At 67.2% G+C, this 16,154-nt stretch carries 13 protein-coding genes and 2 pseudogenes; 7 read left to right on the top strand and 8 right to left on the bottom strand.

Annotation, left to right across the window (positions count from 1 at the left end; translation table 11 throughout):
* Positions 1-214: 214 nt before the first annotated feature.
* Positions 215-1,891, bottom strand: coding sequence for a 4Fe-4S binding protein (locus tag ACLML9_RS21395; protein ID WP_411947198.1), 1,677 nt, complete (start codon positions 1,889-1,891; stop codon positions 215-217).
* A gap of 176 nt (positions 1,892-2,067) precedes the next feature.
* Between ACLML9_RS21395 and ACLML9_RS21390 the strand changes: the two genes are divergently transcribed.
* Entirely contained in the window at positions 2,068-2,559 is a 492-nt protein-coding gene (locus tag ACLML9_RS21390; protein WP_411947197.1) for a SixA phosphatase family protein, read from the top strand.
* A 3-nt stretch (positions 2,560-2,562) separates the two neighbouring features.
* Here ACLML9_RS21390 and ACLML9_RS21385 read toward each other — a convergent pair whose 3' ends face one another.
* Entirely contained in the window at positions 2,563-2,763 is a 201-nt protein-coding gene (locus ACLML9_RS21385) for a hypothetical protein (RefSeq protein WP_030525238.1), read from the bottom strand.
* A gap of 195 nt (positions 2,764-2,958) precedes the next feature.
* Between ACLML9_RS21385 and ACLML9_RS21380 the strand changes: the two genes are divergently transcribed.
* The 4 genes from ACLML9_RS21380 (at position 2,959) to ACLML9_RS21365 (ending at position 5,842) form a co-directional block, all read left to right on the top strand.
* A complete protein-coding gene (locus tag ACLML9_RS21380) occupies positions 2,959-3,264 on the top strand; it encodes a GNAT family N-acetyltransferase (RefSeq protein WP_411947196.1) in 306 nt (101 codons plus the stop codon).
* Positions 3,257-4,240, top strand: coding sequence for a pirin family protein (locus ACLML9_RS21375; RefSeq protein ID WP_411947195.1), 984 nt, complete (start codon positions 3,257-3,259; stop codon positions 4,238-4,240). The genes ACLML9_RS21380 and ACLML9_RS21375 overlap by 8 nt, the downstream gene beginning before the upstream one ends.
* A gap of 128 nt (positions 4,241-4,368) precedes the next feature.
* Positions 4,369-4,815 carry a MerR family transcriptional regulator gene (locus ACLML9_RS21370; protein WP_411947194.1) on the top strand — a complete coding sequence of 149 codons (447 nt, stop codon included), beginning with the start codon at positions 4,369-4,371 and terminating at the stop codon, positions 4,813-4,815.
* Positions 4,816-4,831: 16 nt separating this feature from the next.
* Entirely contained in the window at positions 4,832-5,842 is a 1,011-nt protein-coding gene (locus ACLML9_RS21365; protein WP_411947193.1) for an aldo/keto reductase, read from the top strand.
* Here ACLML9_RS21365 and ACLML9_RS21360 read toward each other — a convergent pair.
* Together ACLML9_RS21360 and ACLML9_RS21355 are read right to left on the bottom strand one after the other, a co-directional pair.
* Positions 5,803-6,597 (bottom strand): annotated as a pseudogene (locus ACLML9_RS21360) (helix-turn-helix transcriptional regulator). The gene ACLML9_RS21365 and the pseudogene ACLML9_RS21360 overlap by 40 nt on opposite strands.
* Positions 6,594-6,986 carry a VOC family protein gene (locus ACLML9_RS21355; protein WP_411947192.1) on the bottom strand — a complete coding sequence of 131 codons (393 nt, stop codon included), beginning with the start codon at positions 6,984-6,986 and terminating at the stop codon, positions 6,594-6,596. The pseudogene ACLML9_RS21360 and the gene ACLML9_RS21355 overlap by 4 nt, the downstream one beginning before the upstream one ends.
* An 86-nt stretch (positions 6,987-7,072) precedes the next feature.
* Between ACLML9_RS21355 and ACLML9_RS21350 the strand changes: the two genes are divergently transcribed.
* Positions 7,073-7,534 (top strand): MarR family winged helix-turn-helix transcriptional regulator, encoded by a 462-nt coding sequence (locus tag ACLML9_RS21350; RefSeq protein ID WP_411947191.1) that lies wholly within the window; start codon positions 7,073-7,075, stop codon positions 7,532-7,534.
* Positions 7,535-7,559: 25 nt separating this feature from the next.
* Here the strand turns inward: ACLML9_RS21350 and cynS are convergent.
* Positions 7,560-8,010: pseudogene (gene cynS / locus ACLML9_RS21345) on the bottom strand (cyanase).
* Between the two features lie 150 nt (positions 8,011-8,160).
* Here cynS and ACLML9_RS21340 point away from each other — a divergent pair.
* Complete coding sequence (locus ACLML9_RS21340; RefSeq protein WP_411947199.1) at positions 8,161-9,048, top strand: formate/nitrite transporter family protein; 888 nt, start codon at positions 8,161-8,163, stop codon at positions 9,046-9,048.
* Here the strand turns inward: ACLML9_RS21340 and ACLML9_RS21335 are convergent.
* The 3 genes from ACLML9_RS21335 to ACLML9_RS21325 form a co-directional block, all read right to left on the bottom strand.
* A complete protein-coding gene (locus tag ACLML9_RS21335) occupies positions 8,988-11,327 on the bottom strand; it encodes a hypothetical protein (RefSeq protein ID WP_411947190.1) in 2,340 nt (779 codons plus the stop codon). The genes ACLML9_RS21340 and ACLML9_RS21335 overlap by 61 nt on opposite strands.
* A gap of 544 nt (positions 11,328-11,871) precedes the next feature.
* A complete protein-coding gene (locus ACLML9_RS21330; RefSeq protein WP_411947189.1) occupies positions 11,872-15,825 on the bottom strand; it encodes a DNA-directed RNA polymerase subunit beta' in 3,954 nt (1,317 codons plus the stop codon).
* Between the two features lie 110 nt (positions 15,826-15,935).
* On the bottom strand, positions 15,936-16,154 hold a 219-nt coding region (locus ACLML9_RS21325), incomplete at its 5' end, for a hypothetical protein (RefSeq protein ID WP_357052872.1).

The raw sequence follows: 16,154 nt of genomic DNA, 5'->3' as shown, positions 1-16,154 counted from the left end.
CGGGCCTCAACCCTTTGAGGTGTCTCGTAAGACTCGACGCATGGGGTTGCGTCGGCATTCGACGCTCGGGTCGGGTGCGGACCTGTACGAGAGTGTGTTCCGGCCGCACCGGCACGAACGGGTCCCTGTTGACGGCCATGGGGTCGCCCCCGGATCACTACTCCAGGGGGACCCACTTCGCCGCATGGCCCGGCGCAGGGGGTCGGCCTCTCCGTCAGCTATCGCCCTTGGCCGCCTGGAGGAGGTCGGCGAGGGTGGTGAATTTGACCCGGGGGCGGCCCGAGTCCTTGCCGGCGCCGCGTTCGGCCTGGTCGATGGCTTTCCAGCCGACGCGGTCCACCAGGTCCGGCTGGCGTTCCTGGACCAGGGCGCGCAGTGCGTCCCGGTCGGCGGTGGGGGCGGCCAGTTTGCCCGCGATGAAGTCGGCGATCAGACCCTCCACCGTTTCCTCGGAGTCGACCCGGTTGGAACCGATGACCCCGCGCGGGCCACGTTTGATCCAGCCGCTGACGTACACCCCGGTGAGGGGCTGACCGTCGGCACCGATCACGCGACCGTGCTCGTTGGGGACCACCGCGCGTTTGTCGTCGAAGGGCAGGTCCGGGACCGGCTGTCCGCGGTAGCCGATGGACCGCAACACCAGCGAGGCCGGAAGGCTGCCGACCTCACTGGTGGGGCGGGCGTTGAGAATTCCGTCCTCTTCCACCAGTTCGTTGCGTGCGTACTCCAGTGCTTCGACCTTGTCGGTGCCGGTGAGTGCGGTCGGCGCGGCCAGATACTTGAACACGATCCGTTTGTTGCCCTCGGTCGGCGATTTCGCCGCGAACTCCTCGGCGAGCGCGTATTTCAGTTTCAGCGAGGGTTCGACGTCCGGGTGGTCGAGCAGCGCCTGCGAGGCCTGGTCGAGTTCGAGTTCGGCCGGGTCGATGACGATATCGACCCCGGACAGGTGCGCGAGCGCCAAGAACTCCGGTGAGGTGTAGGCCGCCTGCAGCGGGCCGCGCCGGCCCAGCACCACGACCTCGCGAATATTGCTGCCGCGTAGGGCCGCCAGGGCGTGGTCGGCGATATCGGTTTTCGCCAGTTCGTCGGGGTGCGCGGTCAGCACGCGGGCGACGTCGAGCGCGACATTGCCGTTGCCGACGATGATCGCCCGCTCGCCGGAGAGGTCGAAGACCCGGTCGGCGTAGTCGGGGTGCCCGTTGTACCAGGCCACGAACTCGGTCGCGGAATGGCTGCCGGTCAGGTCCTCACCGGGGATACCCATCCGCCGGTCCGAGGAGGCGCCCACCGCATAGAGGACCGCGTGGTGATGGGCCAGCAGTTCCTCGTGGGTGATGTGCTTACCGACTTCGACGTTCAGGTAGTACTGCAGGGTGTCGCGCCGGAACGCCGATTCGAACATGCCCGCGACCGTTTTGGTGCCGGGATGGTCGGGGGCCACCCCCGCGCGGACCAGACCCCACGGAGTGGGCAGCCGGTCGAACATCTCCACCTGGACATCGCAGCGTCGCAACAGTTCGTCGGCCGCGTAGGCGGCCGCCGGGCCGGCGCCGACGATCGCGACCCGCAACGTACCCAGATCCTTGGGCGGCCGCACCGGGGTCGCGATCGGATCCAGGTTCGACTCCAGCGGATGCCGCTCGAACCAGGCCGCGTTGATCTCCCGGAAGCGGGCCAGCGACGCAGACAGATCGTCCTCGGAGAAGATGGCCTCCACCGGGCACGCGTCGACACAGGCGCCGCAATCGATGCAGGTGTCGGGGTCGATGTAGAGCATTTCGGTCGTGGCGAATTCCGGCTGGTCCGGAGTCGGGCGGATGCAGTCGACCGGGCACTCGGAAACGCAGCTCGCGTCGTTACAGCAACGCTGCGTGATTACGTAGGCCATATTTGTGCAGATCCTCGAGACTTATATGCGGGCTGGTGCCGTCCGGGTCGCGGGTGGCAGGGCGTGACGACTGAGCATGGACCGGGATCACCGGGCCTATCTCTATTGTGACGCCGCTTTCAGTTTGCCTCGAGTGTGTGATGGATCTCTGCACCGAGGGTGCCTACGGTGGACCCATGGTTCGGACCCTGATCTTGATGCGGCACGGGAAATCGGCGTACCCGCCCGGAATCGAGGACCATGAGCGCCCGCTGGCGCCGCGCGGGAAGCGGGAGGCGGCCTTGGCCGGTACCTGGCTGCGCGCGAACCAGCCGCCGATCGACGCGGTCCGGTGCTCCACCGCGACCCGTACCCGGGAAACACTCACCGCCACCGGGATCACCGCGCCGGTCGAGTTCGAGTCCGGAATCTACGAGGCCACGACCGATTATCTGTTCGAACTGGTCGGGCTCACCGACCCTGCCGTCTCGACCCTGCTGGTGATCGGGCACGCGCCGGGTATGCCGTGGACGGCGTGGGACCTCGCGGCCGCGCACGATACCGAGGATGCCCTGCGGTTGAGCCGCAAGTTCCCCACGTCCGCCCTGGCGGTGCTGCGCCTACCCGGCGAATGGGACCGAGTGGGCCCGGGGGCGGGCGACCTGGTGGCCTTCCACGTACCGCGCTGACACTCAGCGCAGCAGTTTGCCGCCGAACACCGCGCCGGCGCCGAGCACGACGAGCAGCAGGAATGCCGCCCAGCCGCCGATCAGCCACCACACCAGACCGAACACCACAACGATCGGCGCCACCGCGATCGCGGTGATCACCGGGCTCTCCCTGACCGTGGCCCACGCCGAACGCGCCCGGACCCGGTCGATTTCCTTGGCCATCCTCCCAGGTTACGTGGCGGACCCCGGATGCGCTGGTGCGCGCGTGTTCCGGGCGGTGACCCCCCTGGACAGCCACGTCGCCCGTCCGAGCGCGGCGGCCGGGTCGCGTGCGGCTGAGTACGCTGGCGCTCGGCGGTACGGCCCCGGGTCGTGGCGTCGTGCGGAAATGGCCGGACACGGAAAGGAGCCGCGGAGATGACCGAAGCGACCGAGCAGAGCAAGGTGGTGCGCAACCCCGGCGAGAACCGTTACGAGGTGTGGTACAGCGCCGAACTGGCCGGGTTCGCCGAGTACACCGAGCGCGGCGGGGAAACCGTCTTCACCCATACCGAGATCGGACCGGAGTTCGGCGGTAAAGGGCTGGGCAGCCGGCTGGCCGGGTTCGCGATCTCCGACACCGTGGACCGCGGGCGCAAGATCCGGCCCGAGTGCCCGTTCATCCGGAGCTATCTGGAGAAGCATCCGCAGTACAACGAGCATGTGGTCGGCGGCGGTGAGTGACCTCGATCCACACCCCACCGAGACCCTGTGCGAGCCCGGAGTCGGGCCGGGACCGATAACGCGGCTGTATCCGGCCCGGGAGGTGCCGCTGGGCGGTGTGCGCGGCACCTATGTGGAACGGACCCTGCCGCAGCGGGAGCTGCCGACCGTCGGCGCCTGGTGTTTCCTGGACTATTTCGGCGCTCCGACGGTGACCGTCACCGACGCGCCGCCGGATATCGATCCGCATCCGCATATCGGTCTGCAGACCGTCACCTGGCCGTTCGAGGGAATGATCCGGCACCGGGATTCGGTGCGCTCGGATGTGCGCATCGAACCCGGCCAGCTCAATCTGATGACCTCCGGGCGCGGGATCGCCCACTCGGAGTACACGGTGCCCGAGGCGCCCGCCGGGCGCGGGCTGCAATTGTGGGTCGCGCTGCCGGAGGCGCACCGCGATATCCCTCCTCATTTCGAACAGCACCGGGATCTGCCCGTCCACACCGCCCCGGGCCTGCGGGCGACCGTGCTGCTGGGTTCGCTGGCCGGGGTGATCTCGCCGGCGACGATCTACACCCCCTTGGTGGGGGCCGATATCGAGATCGATCCCGCGACCGCGTCCACGTTGCCGTTGGAGCCGGAGTACGAGTACGCACTGCTGACGATCGAGGGCACGGTAACCGCCGCCGGATGCGAGCTCACGCCGGGCCCGCTGCTGTATCTGGGCACCGGCCGCGACAGCCTCGACCTGTCCAGCGACTCCGGCGGCCGGTTCGCCCTGATCGGCGGGGAGCCGCTCGCGGAGGAATTGGTGATGTGGTGGAACTTCGTCGCGCGCGAGCACGCGGAGATCGTGGCGGCTCGCACCGATTGGGAGTCGCACAACACCGAGCGTTTCGGTGATATCGCCGGCCATACTCCGGACCAGCGGATTCCGGCGCCGCCGATGCCCGGTGGGCAGCTGCGGCCCCGTGCCCGGCGACCATACGGCAACTGATCCGCCGATCAGCGCTTGCCTGGAGTCCACTCCAGGTGGATAACGTTGTCCTCGTTCGACGAGAGGATATCGGGCGCCACACAAAAAGCCTTGTGGCGCAATTTATTTCGGCAAGGAGAGTAGTCGGCGTGAGTATCACCGAACCCGGCCCGGACGTCACCGACCCGGCTCGGGAACTCCCCCGGCATTCGATCGGGGCGGCGGCCCGGCACTGCGGTCTGAGCCAGGACACGCTGCGCTGGTACGAGCGCATCGGCCTGCTCGCCCATATCGGCCGCGACCACACCGGCAAACGCCGGTTCAGTGACCGCGACCTGGACTGGCTGACGCTGATCACCCGGTTGCGCACCACCGGTATGACGGTGGCGGACATGATCAGGTACGCCGAACTCGTCCGCGCCGGCGCGAGCACGATTCCCGAACGGCTCGCGATGTTCCGCAAGACCCGCGCCGATGTCCTCGACCGTATCGCCGAACTCGAACAGACCGTGGCGGTGCTGGATCACAAGATCTCGCTCTACGAGCAGCACGTCCCCGGCGACGCCGCCCGGTCACCCGACAACGCAGCATCGTGAAGGGATACCCGAGATCATGGCCGAAGTACTGCCGACCGCTCCGCTGGGCACCACCGGGATCCGGGTGGGTGTCCAGGGGCTGGGCTGTATGGGAATGAGCGAGTTCTACGGCCCCACCGACCGCGCGGAATCCCGCGCGACCCTGGATCGCGCCCTCGAACTCGGCATCACCCTGTTCGACACCGCCGATATCTACGGCTCCGGTGACAACGAGGAGTTCCTGAGCGATTTCGTCCGCGCCAACCGGGACCGGATCGTGCTGGCCACCAAATTCGCGATCGTCCGCAAGGCCGACGACCCGCACTACCGCGGTATCGACAACTCACCGGACTACATCCGCCGGGCCGTCGACGCCAGCCTGCGCCGCCTCGGTACCGACACCATCGACCTCTACTACATGCACCGGCGCGCTCCCGAGGTACCGATCGAGGACAGTGTGGGCGCCATGGCCGAGCTGGTGCGCGCGGGCAAGGTGCGCGCGCTCGGCCTGTCCGAGGTCACCGGGGCGGAACTGCGCGCCGCGCACGCGGTCCATCCGATCGCGGCGGTGCAGTCGGAGTGGTCGCTGTTCTCCCGCGACGTCGAGCGCACGGCGGTACCCGCCGCCGCCGAACTGGGTGTCACATTCGTGCCCTATTCACCGCTGGGCCGCGGTTTCCTCACCGGAGCCCTGCCCGGCACCGACGAGCTGAGCGAGAGCGATTTCCGGCGGCATATGCCGCGTTTCACGGGCGACAACGCGGCACACAACGCCGCCCTCCTCGCCCCGCTGCACGCGATCGCCGAAGCGCGCGAACTCACGCCCGCCCAGATCGCGCTGGCCTGGGTGCAGTCGCGGGGACAGGTCCACGGGCTGCCGGTGGTGCCCATTCCCGGCACCCGCCGCCGGACCCGGCTCGCGGAGAACGCCGCCGCGGCCGCGGTCACCCTGACCGCGGCCGAACTGGACCGGCTGGAACCGATCGCCGGCCAGGTGGCCGGACCGCGCTACGCGGATATGTCGTTCACCTCGGCGGGCCGCGAGTAGGGCGGCCACTCCGGCGCGTTCAGCCGCTGGGTGCCGATGACGCGCAGCAGTTCCATCTTCTCCGCGGCATCGGTACCCGGCAGCGGCCAGTAGATGAGCAATCGCTGGGTGGCGTTCGGTGTCAGCATGGTCTCGCAGAACATATCGATCACCTCGAGCTCGGGGTGCACCGCGCTCTTGGTGTCGGAGTGCCGGACCGCCACCTCGTGCTCGTTCCAGAGCCGTTCGAACTCCGGACTGTTCGCCCGCAGCGCACCGATGAACTCGATGACGTCCGGGTCCTTCGGCCGACGTGCGGCGGTGGCCCGCAGGTCGGCCACCTGCCGGCGCGCGAGCCCGTCGGTATCGCGCAGCGGAGCGATCGCCCGGGCCTCCGGTTCGGTGAATCACCGCCAGGCATAGAACCGGTTCCAGCCCCGCTGTTCGGCCTGGTCACCGAAGAGCAGGGTGTGCATCCGGTTCTGCACCAGGCATTGGCCGAGGTCGGTGATGACCACGGCCGGGATATCGTCCAGTTTCGCGAGCACATGCATCAGCCCGGGGCCGACATGTTTGTCCGTCCGGCTGCCGCCGGGCGGCGCGTGTTCGCACAGGAGATAGATGTGATCACGTTCGTCGGCGGTGCAGCGCAGCGCACGGGTCAGGGCGGCGAGCACCTGGGTCGACGGCCGGGGCCCGCGCGCCTGTTCCAGCCGCGTGTAGTAGTCGGTGGAGATGCCGGCCGAGCGCTGAACCGGGCCTCCGCGAGCTGTCAACAGGCCACGGTGAACATTTCGTAGCTGTGCCCTTCCGGCGAGCGGACATACACGCCGCGACCGCCGCCCAGGTGGTTGATATCCCGGTCCCAGCCGCTCCCGGGACCCGACCCGTACTCGACGGCGGGCCATTGCGCCAGCCGTCGCAGGACGGCGTCGAAGGTGGCCTCGTCGACCAGGAAGCCGTAGTGGCCCGGCTCGACGCGACCGCGGTCGTCGAAATCGAACGTCAGCTGCTCGTTCACCCGCACCGGCACGAACGGGCCGGCCGGGTCGCCCACCGCCAACCCCATGAGCTCGGCGAAGAATGTCGCCCCCGCCACGCGATCCGGCACAGACACGATGGTGTGGTCGAGCACGATGCGCGGGGTGTTACTCGGGTCGAACATGGACCCCTCCTCTCGATTACATGCGTTACACATATAAAGTACATGCGTGTCGCATAGAAATTTTCGAAGAGGATAGATTGGTCCATATGAGCGGCAGCTCCTCCCCCGCGGACGGCGGGCCCGCCCTGTTCCGCCTGGTTCGGTTCTGGTCCCGGCGCTGGATACAGCGCGGCGCCGGGGGGCAGAGCGCGGAGCTGGGCAACGCTCAGCACGTCCAGGTCGTGGAGGCGGTGGCAGGTGCCGCCGACGCCCCCGACGAGGCGACCATCACCGCGGTCGCCCACCAGCTCGGTCTCGATCATTCCGGAGCCAGCCGGATGGTCCGCGACGCCACCACCGCCGGTTACCTCTCACGCCGCGAATCCGACCTGGACCGGCGCCGCACCGCCCTGCACCTCACCCCGGCAGGTACCCGCCTGCTGGCCGACGCGCACGAGTGGCAACGGCAGGTATTCGACCGGCTCACCGACGACTGGTCCCCCGCCGACCGCCGCCGGTTCGCCGGCTACCTCCAGCGGCTGGCCGACGAACTACCGCACAACCAGTGAGAACCGCTCGGACGGCGGTCCCGGATCACCACCGGTAGTCGAGGAACTTCCCGTCGAAGGTGATGACCACGCGATCGCCGTCGGGGTCGGGACGGCGGGCGAAGTCGACCTTGAAGTTGATGGCGCTCATGATCCCGTCGCCGAACTCCTCGTGGATGAGTTCCTTCAACGCGGGCCCGTACACCGAGAGCGCCTCCACGAAGCGATAGATCGTGGGATCGCTCATCAGCGCCCGGATCGGCGCCGCGGGCCGGCTGCAACGCCAGGCTTTCGGCCACCGAATCGTCCAGCCCGAGCAAGCCGCAGACCTTGCCCGCCTGCTCCGCCGTCATCGGATGCTGCCCGAGCAACGCCGCGGTCGTCCAGACCAGCGGAGCACCGAGAGCGTCGGCGATATCGGCCCAGGACAACCCCTGGCGGATACGGGCGGCGACAACGAGGTCGGCGGCGATGCGCTTGCTCATGATCGGTTCCATACGAGACTCCTGGCATCGGGAAACATCGAAAGCCTCCCACCGCCGAACGCGCCGAACCGAATCGGTATCACAATGTTTACTTCCGAGACATCATGATCGGCGTGGCCGTCCCACGAGGTCACACGCGGCGCACATACCGTCGTGAAAGAAATGATCGACGCCGGCGAAGCGAAGGCATTCATGTCCACGCGCGATACCGTGATCCGCGCCTATATGGCCGGGGCGATCCTGGCGCTCGCCGCGGCTTTCGCGGTCACCATCACGGTGCAGACCGGTCAGGCGCTACTCGGGGCAGTTCTGTTCCCGGTGGGTTTCTGCATGCTCTACCTACTCGGGTTCGACCTGCTCACCGGCGTGTTCACCCTCGTACCGCTGGCCTGGCCGGACCGGCGGCCCGGGGTGACCTGGCGAGCCCTGCTGCGCAACTGGGGTCTGGTGTTCACCGGCAACTTCCTCGGCGCGTTCACCGTCGCGGTCATGATGGCGGTCATCGTGACCATGGGCTTCTCGATGGACCCCAATGAAGTCGGGCAGAAACTCGGTGAAATCGGCGTCTCGCGCACAGCCGGTTACGCCGATCACGGTGCCGCGGGAATGCTCACCCTCTTCATTCGCGGTGTGCTCTGCAATTGGATGGTCTCCACCGGTGTGGTCGCGACGATGAATTCGACTTCGGTGTCCGGGAAGGTCATCGCCATGTGGATGCCCATCATGTTGTTCTTCTACATGGGATTCGAACATTCGATCGTCAATATGTTCCTCTTCCCGTCCGGCCTGCTACTCGGTGGCGATTTCTCGACCGGCGACTATCTGATCTGGAACGAGACCCCCACGGTGATCGGCAATCTGGTGGGCGGCCCGGCCTTCGTCGGCCTGACGCTCTATGCGACCCATGCGCGCACAGCCACGCCGCGGCCCCGCCCGGCCGGGCCGGGCACCGGAACCGGATCCGTCCCGGCCCCGCGCGATGCGGATACTCAGGCGCCGGCCGTGGCGAAGGCGGATGCGGGCGACCGGGTCGCTTCGGCAGCCCAGTAATCGGTGTCGACGGCCGCGTTCTGCGCGGCGAAGAAGCGACGGCGACTCTCGTCGTCGGCCGGGTTGACCACAAAAGCGGTCATCGCGGTGGAGACCTGCTGCGCGTGTTCGTCGCCGATCCAGCGCAGGATCCGGACCGCGTCCTCCTCGGAGTACTCGGCCGTCTCCTCGCCGGTCGCGACCTTCTGGATCCGGTTGAGCTTCGCCCGGGTCGGCGCGGACAGATACTCTTCGCCGGCCCGGCGCGCCAAGCCCTGCAATTCGACGCCCTCCCGTCCGAGAGAGTAGGCGAGGACAGCCCGCTCCAGCTCCGCATGGGCCGCCGGGGTGTTCATCGCCGCGGCGTAATTCGAGGCCGCGACGACTTCGGCCAGATTCTTGTCGGCCAGCGACGCATCGGCCCCGTGTTGCACCACATAGCCGCGCGCTTCCACCGCGCGCTGGATCATATCCTCGTCGGTGAATCCGGCACCGCGCAGCGAAGCGGCGACCTGCCCGAGGAATCCGCCACCGCCGACGAGTACACCGTCGACCGCGGCGGCCGCTCCCCGCGCCGTGTTCACCCCACCCCGGCCGGCCGTACTGGCGACAGCCGTCGCGTCCCGGGCAGCGTGTGAGAGGTGCAGTCGATCGAGGAAGGCGTGCGTGAACAGACCGTCCGGGCCACCGATCTTCTCACCGTTCCATCGCATGTTCCACGCGGCCCACTGGTCGAGCATGGCGCTCTGCCGTTTCCGCGAATGCGGTTCCAGCGGCGCGACCCGGCCGAACAGCCACGCCGCTGCCGGAGTGCTGTTCAATGTGCCGAGTGCGGCGGCCCCGGCGATCAACCCGAGGCCCGGAACGCCGGAGTTCGCGACTCCGCTGGAACCCATACCGAGTGCCGAACCGCCGCCGGCACCGCCCGCACCACCACCCGGCGCCTGCTGCAGAGCAAGAGAGAATCGGTTGACGATCCACTCGTTGCCCTGGCGCAGGGCGGCGGAGAACCGCCGGAACTGCAGCAGACCGACGATTTCCACCACCGCGCCGAGGATCAGGACCAAGGTCGCCTGACCGCGCGCCTGGTCGAACAGGTTGCCGAGGAACAGGATGTACAAACCCAGATAGATGACGTACGCCGCCATCACCACGGCACCGTAGAAGCTGTCCACGAGATTGCGGACCAGAAAAGTCTGCGTGGGGCCGTAGACGAAACCGCCCGCCGCGAAACCGAAGATCGCCGCGAAACCATGAAAGATCGAATCGAGAGCGGACCAGATGATCTTGACCGAAAGGTAGGTCCCGAACGCGAGCAGGATACCGGCGCAGATCAGCACGACCAGCCCCGAACCCGCCTGCCCCATGGTCGGATTCAGCGCCGCCTGCTGCGCCGCCAGATCACCGCAGGCACGCAGCCCGGCCACCAGGGCCGAATCCGAACCCGACTGCATTCCGGCCGACCAGACGGCCGCGCATCCCGGCCGGTCGTCGATCACATGCCCGAAGTTCCACACCTGGACCTGACGCCGGGCGAAATTATCGGCCAGGTTCGCCTGCATCGTCGCGACCAGTCCGGCGGGGTCGTTGTGCGTATGCCCGGTGAGCCCGGCAGCGACCGCGATACCGAGGTCACGCCCCTGCGACATCAGCCCGTGCGAAGAGAGGACGTCTTCGAGCGGTTGGGCCATGAAGGCCGGACCGATCACAGCGACCCCGACCATCGTCACCGCCTGGGTGGCGGCCCGCGCGTGGTGGCCGCGCAATACGAACCACGCCACGATGAACGCGCCGAGAGACGCCGCGACGAGGAGCATCATCGGGATACCGAGCTGGGTGTGCAGGCTACGGGCGACTCCGGACAGCGCGTCCCCGAACGGATCGAGCCAGTGGAAACTCATTGTGTAACCGATCACCCAGATCGCACCCGTCACGATGACGATATAGCCGGCGAATTCGAGCCCGAGCACTATCGAGATGGCCGTCTCCAGCGGCTCGAACAGACTCCCGTGTGTGGTGACGAACCGATAGTGGGTCAATTCGATGCCGCTGGAGTCGCGGATGTTCATCCAGTTCAGTGCCGGAAAACCGGCAGACGCCACCGATTCGGAATCACCGGTGGCGGCCGGTGCGGCCGCTCCGAGCATTGCGGGGAGCACGAACAGGACCGTGCCGATCACCGCGAGCCGCCGGAACCATCGGCGGCGCCGCGCCGGCTTCGTGACCTCCGCGCTGCCGCTCTCCTGACGCGCCGAACGTACCCGAATACCGCGCGCAAGCCGGTTGATTCGCATTGTCATGAGCCCTCCGGCGGTCGTCGGTTCGGCAACTGTTCGACGACTCCGGCAGACAGTGCACTGCAACGCTATTCATCACTGTTCGGACGAACGACGTTTGTACGCAATGTGATCGAAATGCCCAATTCATATTCCCACTGCTGAACCGACCCGGCTCGGCGGCTCGGCGGCTCGGCGGCTCGGCGGCTCGGCGGCTCGGCGGCCCTAGCGAAACCCAGCCCGCTCCCGCCAGGGACCGGGCCGAGGTTCCGGCAGCGACCGGCGACCGCCAGCAGTACCACGGCGACCCCGAGGCGCGGCTGCGCGAAACCACGACCGCCACCACCGAGATCGCGCGGAAGTTCCCCGACGGCGCGCCCGGATCGAGGCGGCGGCCGGCACCGGATACAACGCCGCACCCGATAGAAGCTTCGAATTCGGCGTGGCCGCGCTGCTCGAAGGACTGCAGAAAAGCCTTCCGGACCGAGCCGGCGGATAGCCCGGCCCGGAACGCGTTTCGGCCCCGCACCGAAACGGTGCGGGGCCGAACGCTGTTGCTACCTACCGATTACCGGTAGTCGCTGAAACCGTAATCGTCCAGCGGGACCGCGGCACCGGTGGTGGCACCGAAGCCCTCCGGGCTGTAGTAGGTGTCGTCGTAGGACGGCACCGCGTACGCCGCGGCACGCGCTTCCTCGGTCGGCTGAACCTGGATATTGCGGTACCGGTTGATACCGGTACCGGCCGGGATCAGCTTACCGATGATCACGTTCTCCTTGAGGCCGATGAGCCGGTCGGAGCGGCAGTTGATCGCCGCGTCCGTCAGGACTCGGGTGGTCTCCTGGAAGGACGCCGCCGACAGCCACGAATCGGTGGCCAGCGACGCCTTGGTGATACCCATCAGCACTGGACGACCCGCCGCGGGCTCGTTGCCTTCGGCGACCACGCGACGGTTGGATGCCTCGAACTCCGAACGCTCGGTCAGCGAACCGGGAAGGAACTCGGTGGCACCCGAATCGATGATCGTCACCCGGCGCAGCATCTGGCGGACGATGACCTCGATGTGCTTGTCGTGGATGGACACACCCTGGCTCCGGTAGACCTCCTGGACCTCGTGGACCAGGTGGATCTGAACCTGCCGGGGGCCCATCACGCGCAGCACCTCGTGCGGATCCGCCGCGCCCTCCAGCAACTGCTGGCCGACCTCGACGTGATCGCCGTCGGAGAGCAGCCGCTCGGTGCCGTCCTCGTGCTTGAACACGCGCAGCCGCTGACGCTTGGACAGCTTGTCGTAGACCACATCGTCCCCGCCGTCGTCGGGAATGATGGTGATCTTGTAGAAGCGGTCGTCGTCCTCCAGCCGCACCCGGCCCGAGACCTCCGCGATCGGCGCCTTGCCCTTGGGCACCCGAGCCTCGAAGAGCTCCTGCACACGGGGCAGACCGCCGGTGATGTCGTCACCCGCGACACCACCCTGGTGGAAGGTACGCATGGTCAGCTGGGTACCGGGCTCACCGATGGACTGCGCGGCGACGATACCGACGGCCTCGCCGATATCGACGAGCTTGCCGGTGGCCATCGAGCGGCCGTAGCAGGTCGCGCAGACTCCGGTACCGGTGGTGCAGGTCAGCACGGAGCGGACCTTCACCTCGGTGATACCGGCGTCCAGCAGCGCCTCGATCGCCGGATCGCCCAGGTCCGCGCCCTTGGTGACCACGACGTTGCCGCTCTGGTCGAGCGCGTCGGCGGCCAGGGTGCGGGCGTAGGCCGAGGTCTCCACGTGCGGGTCACGGATGAGCAGGCCGTCGGGCTGCTTCTCCGCGATGTGCACGATGATCCCGCGTTCGGTGCCGCAGTCGTGCTCGCGCACGATCACATCCTGCGAGACGTCGACCAGACGACGGGTCAGGTAACCCGAGTCGGCGGTACGCAGCGCGGTGTCGGCCAGACCCTTACGAGCACCGTGGGTGTTGATGAAGTACTCCAGCACCGTCAGGCCCTCACGGAAGGAGGACTTGATCGGCCGCGGGATGAACTCACCCTTCGGGTTCGTCACCAGGCCCTTCATACCGGCGAGGGTACGGGTCTGGGTGAAGTTACCCGTGGCGCCCGAATCGACGATCGTGATGATCGGGTTGTCGGCCGGGTAGTGCGCGCGCAGCGCCCTACCGACCTCTTCGGTCGCTTCCTGCCAGATCTTGACCAGGGCGTTGTTGCGCTCCTGGTGATCGAGCGCACCACGCTGGTACTTCTTCTCGATCTGATCGGACTGCGCCTCGTAGCGCTCCATGATCTCGGCCTTCTCCGGCGGAACGAGCACGTCCGACATGGAGACGGTGACACCCGAACGCGTGGCCCAGTAGAAGCCGGCGTCCTTGAGCTTGTCGACGGTCTGCGCGACCACGATCATCGGGTAGCGCTCGGCGAGATCGTTGATGATCGTCGCCTGCCGCTTCTTCGGCATCGGCTCGTTGATGAACGCGTAGTCACCGGGGAGCAGTTCGTTGAACAGCACCCGGCCCAGAGTGGTCTGGGTGGTCCACGCGTCACCGCGCCGCCAGCCCTCCGGGAACAGCTCCGCCTCGACATCGCGCGGCGGACGCTGATCGGTCAGCCGCACCTTGATGGTCGACCGCACGGTGAGCTCACCGCGGTCCACCGCCATCTGCGCTTCGGCCGGCGAGGAGTACACGCCCTGCTCCGGACCGTCACCATTGGCGGGCCGGTACTCGCCCTTGGCGCCTTCGTCGAGCCGGGTCAGGTAGTACAGACCCGTCACCATGTCCAGACGCGGCATGGCCAGCGGGCGACCCGACGCCGGGGACAGGATGTTGTTCGAGGACAGCATCAGGATGCGGGCCTCGGCCTGCGCCTCCGCCGACAGCGGCAGGTGCACGGCCATCTGGTCACCGTCGAAGTCGGCGTTGAACGCCTCACAGACCAGCGGGTGCAGCTGGATGGCCTTACCCTCGACCAGCTGCGGCTCGAAGGCCTGGATACCCAGGCGGTGCAGGGTGGGCGCACGGTTCAGCAGTACCGGGTGCTCGGCGATGACCTCTTCGAGGACATCCCACACCTGCGGCCGCTGCCGCTCGACCATCCGCTTGGCGGATTTGATGTTCTGCGCGTGGTTCAGGTCGACCAGCCGCTTCATCACGAACGGCTTGAACAGCTCCAGCGCCATCAGCTTGGGCAGACCGCACTGGTGCAGTTTCAGCTGCGGGCCGACGACGATGACCGAACGACCGGAGTAGTCGACACGCTTACCGAGCAGGTTCTGCCGGAAACGACCCTGCTTACCCTTGAGCAGATCGCTCAGGGACTTCAGCGGGCGGTTACCCGGACCGGTGACCGGCCGGCCGCGACGGCCGTTGTCGAACAGCGCGTCGACGGACTCCTGCAGCATCCGCTTCTCGTTGTTCACGATGATCTCGGGGGCACCGAGGTCGATCAGTCGCTTGAGGCGGTTGTTGCGGTTGATGACGCGACGGTAGAGGTCGTTCAGGTCGGAGGTGGCGAAGCGGCCACCGTCGAGCTGGACCATCGGCCGCAGCTCCGGCGGGATCACCGGAACGGCGTCGAGCACCATGCCCATCGGTGAGTTGCCGTTGGTCTGGAACGCCGCGACGACCTTGAGCCGCTTGAGCGCGCGCAGCTTCTTCTGGCCCTTACCGCTGCGGATTGTTTCGCGCAGGTTCTCGGCCTCGGCCTCGATATCGAAGTTCTCCATCAGCTTCTGGATGGACTCCGCGCCCATCGCACCGGTGAAGTACTCGCCGTAGCGGTCGGTGATCTCGCGGTAGAGCACCTCGTCCACGATCAGCTGCTTGGGGGCCAGCTTGGTGAAGGTGGTCCAGATCTCATCGAGCCGGTCCAGCTCACGCTGGGCACGGTCGCGGAGCTGCTTCATCTCGCGCTCGCCGCCGTCCTTGACCTTGCGGCGCACATCGGACTTCGCGCCCTCGGCCTCGAGCTCGGCCAGATCGGCCTCGAGCTTCTGGGCGCGGGCCTCGAGGTCGGCGTCACGCTGATCGGCGACGGTCTTCTTCTCGACCTCCATCTCGGCCTCGAGAGTCGACAGCTCGTTGTGCCGCATCTCGTCGTCGACGGCGGTGATGACGTAGGCGGCGAAGTAGATGATCTTTTCCAGATCCTTCGGCGCCAGGTCGAGCAGGTAGCCGAGGCGGCTCGGCACACCCTTGAAGTACCAGATGTGGGTGACCGGGGCGGCCAGCTCGATATGGCCCATCCGCTCACGGCGCACCTTCGCGCGGGTCACCTCGACGCCACAGCGTTCACAGATGATGCCCTTGAAGCGGACGCGCTTGTACTTACCGCAGTAGCACTCCCAGTCCCGGGTGGGACCGAAGATCTTCTCGCAGAACAAGCCGTCCTTCTCCGGCTTGAGCGTGCGGTAGTTGATGGTCTCCGGCTTCTTCACCTCGCCGTAGGACCACTGGCGGATGTCGTCGGCGGTGGCCAGGCCGATCCGGAGTTCATCGAAGAAGTTGACGTCTAGCACGTAACTTCCTTTCCCCTGTGCGGGTCGAATACGAGCAAAAGTTCTCTATTGGATTCGAACGCGGTGGCCGGATGCCGTGCCGTAATTCGTCACGGCACCCGGCCAACGCCCTAGTTCGCCAGATCGTCGACGGTGGCCGCTTCGTTCCTGGACAGGTTGATGCCCAGGTTGGCCGCCGCCCGTTCGAGATCCTCGTCGTCGCCGTCGCGCATCTCGATCGCGGCGCCGTCCGAGGACAGCACCTCGACATTGAGGCACAGGGACTGGAGTTCCTTGAGCAGAACCTTGAACGATTCCGGGATGCCCGGCTCCGGAATGTTCTCGCCCTT

This window comes from Nocardia sp. NPDC002869, from assembly GCF_046764065.1.
In the GTDB taxonomy this organism is placed as follows: domain Bacteria; phylum Actinomycetota; class Actinomycetes; order Mycobacteriales; family Mycobacteriaceae; genus Nocardia; species Nocardia rhamnosiphila.
The sequence above is the reverse complement of the archived record's forward strand: the minus strand, read 5'-3'. Positions and strand labels throughout refer to the sequence as shown.